This window comes from Actinoplanes sp. NPDC051633, from assembly GCF_040681735.1.
Classification (GTDB): domain Bacteria; phylum Actinomycetota; class Actinomycetes; order Mycobacteriales; family Micromonosporaceae; genus Actinoplanes.
The window spans coordinates 1-3,302 of the sequence record NZ_JBFAZH010000891.1; the positions used below are offsets into that span (position 1 = coordinate 1).

Sequence of the window (3,302 nt, forward strand, 5' to 3'; positions counted from 1 at the left end):
GCCGACGCCGCACGCTCGGGCGCCGACGACGCGAACCTCGCGGGCGCCGCCCGCGACTCCGACGGCACCCCGGTGGGCGAGGCCGACCGCGAGGCCGACGAGCGCAGCTCCGGCGCCTCCTAGCCACCTTCCAGCCGCACCTTCTAGCCGGCCGCCGCGCCCAGCTTCCGCACCGCGGTCATGAGCAGGCGCCAGAACGCGTCGACGTCCAGGGCGACCGCGACATCGGCGTTCGGGGCGGTGGCCGTGCGGCGGTGGAGGTCGACCACCGTCGCGCCGCGGGTGTGCGTCCCGGTCAGCTCGACCGCGACCGGGACCGCTGCCGTGCGGACAATCGGCGGGTCCAGCACGGCCGCGATCGCGACCGGGTCGTGCACGGGCGGGTCCGGGAAACCGAAGTTCCGGCGGTAGGCGCCCGCGAAGAAGGTCATCAGCTCGGCGCACACGGCGCCCAGCCGCGTGCCCATGCCCTGGAACTCGGCGATGATGCCGGGCGTCGCCAGGGCCTGATGGGTCACGTTCAGGCCGATCATGGTGATCGGCAGGCCCGAGCGCAGCACGACGTCGGCCGCCTCGGGGTCGGTGACGATGTTGAACTCGCCGTAGGGCGTCGTGTTGCCGCGCTCGGTCGAACCGCCCATGAAGACGATGCGGCGCAGCCTCGAGCTCACGTCGGGATGGGTGCGCAGCAGCAGGGCCACGTTGGTCAGCGGCCCGAGCGCGATCAGCGTGACCGGGTCGGGCGAGCCCGCGACCAGGTCGCGCATCAGCTCGACGGCGTGCACGTCGGCGACCCGCGGCATCCCGGCGAGCGGGACGTCGAGGTCGGGCCCGTCGAGGCCGGACTCGCCGTGGATGTCGCCGGCGACGATCAGGTCGCCGACCAGTGGCCGGTCGCAGCCGGCCGCCACCGGGATGCCCGCGACGCCGGCCAGGGCGAGCATCCGCCGGGCGTTCCTGGTCGTCTTGTCGAGTGTTTGATTGCCGGCGACGGTGGTCACCCCGAGCAGCCGCAGCCGGGGATCTCCCGCGGCCAGCAGCAGCGCGAGCGCGTCGTCGTGTCCCGGATCGCAGTCGACGATCACCGGCAGAGCTTCCACACGACGACGATAGAGGGCGCCGGCGGGCGGGACGGCCCGGCGCTGGGCCGAGGGGGGTGACCCACCGCCTGGCCGGCGGGTGTGCCAGGCGCGCTCCTCTGTGCTCGTATCCATATGATTTCGAACCGTGGCGAAGTATTTCGACGTGCATCCGGACAATCCGCAGGCCCGCTCGATCGGGCAGGTGGTGGGGCTGATCCGCGACGGTGGCGTGGTGGCCTATCCGACCGACTCGTGCTTCGCGCTGGGCGCCCGGATGGGCGACAAGGAGGTGCTCGACCGCCTGCGGGCGATCCGCCACCTCGACGAGCGGCACCACTTCACGCTGATGTGCCGTGACTTCGCGCAGCTGGGCCAGTTCGTGACCATCAACAACGCGTCGTTCCGGTCGATCAAGGCAGCCACCCCGGGGCCCTACACGTTCATCCTGCCCGCCACCCGGGAGGTGCCGCGGCGGCTGCTGCACCCCAAGAAGAAGACCGTCGGGGTACGCATCCCCGACCACACCGTCGCGCAGGCGATCCTGGCCGAGCTCGGCGAGCCGCTGGTCTCCACGACGCTGCTCCTGCCCGGCGAGGAGGAGCCGATGACGCAGGGCTGGGAGATCAAGGAGACGCTCGACCACCAGCTCGACGCGGTCATCGACTCCGGCGAGTGCGGCACCGAGCCGACCACGGTGATCGACCTGTCGGGCGGCGAGCCCGAGGTGCTGCGGGTCGGCGCCGGTGACCCGTCCCGCTTCGCCTGAGCCGGGGTTCCGGGCGCGGAATCGTGCGCGAGGCGTAGGTTCGCGTCATGGCGTCCTTCACCACCACCGACGGGGTCGAGCTCCACCACACCGACGACGGGGACGGGCCGCCGGTGGTGCTGATCGCCGGGTTCTGCGCGCCGGCCTCGGGCTGGGAGTTCCAGCGGCGGGCGCTGCTCGCCGAGGGGCACCGGGTGATCTGCTTCGACCGGCGCAACCACGGCGACTCGGCGGCGGTGCAGCACGGTCAGCGGATGTCGCGGCACGGCAAGGACCTGCGCGAGCTGCTCGAGCATCTGGACCTGCGCGACGTCGCGCTGGTCGGCAGCTCGATGGGCGGCAGCACGATCTGGGCGTACTGCGATCTGTTCGGCGCGGACCGGCTGCGGGCGATCGTGACCATCGACCAGACCCCCAAGATGATCAATGACGACGGGTGGCCGTACGGCTTCTACGGCCTCACCCGTGACAACGTGGGCACGTTCTTCGACAAGGGGGTGCCGGACACCGGGCGCGGCAAGGCCGACCGGCTGGCCGGCTTCGCCGAGCTGGTCGAGGTGCTGGGGTTCAGCCCGCCGTTCGCCGACCCGGCCGACCCGCCGATGCGCGCGCTGCTGCAGGACCACGCGACGCAGGACTGGCGCGACGTGGTGGCCCGGGTGCCGGTGCCCGCGCTGTTCCTCACCGGCCGGGACAGCCAGCTCTGGCCGTGCGAGCACGCCCTCGCCGTCGCGGAGAGCAATGAGCTCGCGAGCGTCACCATCCTCGAGGACTGCGGGCACGCGGTGCACCTGGATCAGATCGAGGCGGCGACCGCGGCGATCGTCGGGTTCGTCCGATGATCGACCGGATCACCGACCCCGACGTCCTGTCCGGCCTCGCGCACGACGACGCCGAGTGGGCGCCCGTGGGCAAGCCCGCCGCCGCCGTCCGGCCGCGCTCGACCGAGGAGGTCGCCGCGGTGGTGCGGGAGTGCGCCGACCAGGGCATCCCCGTGGTCGCGCGGGGCGCCGGCACCGGGCTGTCCGGCGGCGCCAACGCGGTCGACGGCTGCGTGATCATCGATCTGTCCAAGATGAACCGGATCGTCGAGATCGACGCGGACAACATGATCGCCGTGGTGCAGCCCGGCGTCGTCAACGACGACCTCAAGGCCGCGGTCGCCGAGCACGGGTTGTGGTATCCGCCCGATCCCGCCAGCGCGCCGTGGTCCACCATCGGCGGCAACGTCGCCACCAACGCCGGCGGCCTGTGCTGCCTCAAGTACGGCGTCACCCGCGACTACGTCCTCGGCCTGGAGGCGGTGGTCGGCGGCCCGGCGGGTGACTACGGCACCGTGGTGCGGCTCGGCCGCCGCACCACCAAAGGCGTCAGCGGGTACGACCTGACCAGCCTGTTCGTGGGGTCAGAGGGCACGCTCGGGGTGGTGACCGAGGTGACGCTGCGGCTGCGGC

At 72.5% G+C, this 3,302-nt stretch carries 4 protein-coding genes; 3 read left to right on the forward strand and 1 reads right to left on the reverse strand.

Features of this window, described 5'->3' with window-relative positions:
- Positions 1 to 143: 143 nt before the first annotated feature.
- On the reverse strand, positions 144 to 1,100 hold the full coding sequence (locus tag AB0M20_RS33960) for a nucleoside hydrolase (RefSeq protein WP_364304435.1): 957 nt from the start codon (positions 1,098 to 1,100) through the stop codon (positions 144 to 146).
- A 127-nt stretch (positions 1,101 to 1,227) separates the two neighbouring features.
- Here AB0M20_RS33960 and AB0M20_RS33965 point away from each other — a divergent pair, with 127 nt between their 5' ends.
- The 3 genes from AB0M20_RS33965 to AB0M20_RS33975 all read left to right on the forward strand — a co-directional run.
- Positions 1,228 to 1,848 carry an L-threonylcarbamoyladenylate synthase gene (locus AB0M20_RS33965; protein WP_364304436.1) on the forward strand — a complete coding sequence of 207 codons (621 nt, stop codon included), beginning with the start codon at positions 1,228 to 1,230 and terminating at the stop codon, positions 1,846 to 1,848.
- A gap of 47 nt (positions 1,849 to 1,895) precedes the next feature.
- The gene (locus tag AB0M20_RS33970; protein ID WP_364304437.1) at positions 1,896 to 2,690 is read left to right on the forward strand and encodes an alpha/beta hydrolase; all 795 of its coding nucleotides are present in this window, start codon (positions 1,896 to 1,898) and stop codon (positions 2,688 to 2,690) included.
- A partial coding sequence (locus AB0M20_RS33975) for an FAD-binding oxidoreductase (protein ID WP_364304438.1) occupies positions 2,687 to 3,302 on the forward strand: 616 nt, incomplete at its 3' end. The genes AB0M20_RS33970 and AB0M20_RS33975, both read left to right, overlap by 4 nt.

What these genes read in the sequence shown, in the direction of transcription:
- AB0M20_RS33970 (WP_364304437.1), top strand. Translation starts at nt 1,896, where the DNA reads ATGGCGTCCTTCACCACCACCGACGGGGTCGAGCTCCACCACACCGAC.